This is a genomic window from Paraburkholderia sp. A1RI_3L, from assembly GCF_048957895.1.
Classification (GTDB): domain Bacteria; phylum Pseudomonadota; class Gammaproteobacteria; order Burkholderiales; family Burkholderiaceae; genus Paraburkholderia; species Paraburkholderia kururiensis.
Genome location: NZ_JARCHA010000120.1, coordinates 1 through 221 on the forward strand (window position 1 = coordinate 1; position 221 = coordinate 221).

Sequence of the window (221 nt, forward strand, 5' to 3'; positions counted from 1 at the left end):
TCGGTTCCCCAGACGCAGGATGAAGCATTGCCGGTCACGGCCGACGGCCGTGTGCCGGTGGTGTACCGCATCGACATGAAAGACCCGGCCAGCATGTTCGTCGCGCAGCAGTTTCCGATGCGCGACAAGGACATGCTCTACGTGTCGAACGCGCCCGTGGCCGACATACAGAAGCTCGCAAACCTGTTCTACACGGTCGTGTTTCCCGCTGTCAGCGTGGG

The 221-nt window shown here is 62.0% G+C and carries 1 pseudogene; it reads left to right on the plus strand.

The window, feature by feature from the left end:
* Window positions 1-27 precede the first annotated feature (27 nt).
* Window positions 28-221 (plus strand): annotated as a pseudogene (locus PXJ20_RS33175) (polysaccharide export protein); the annotation flags it as partial.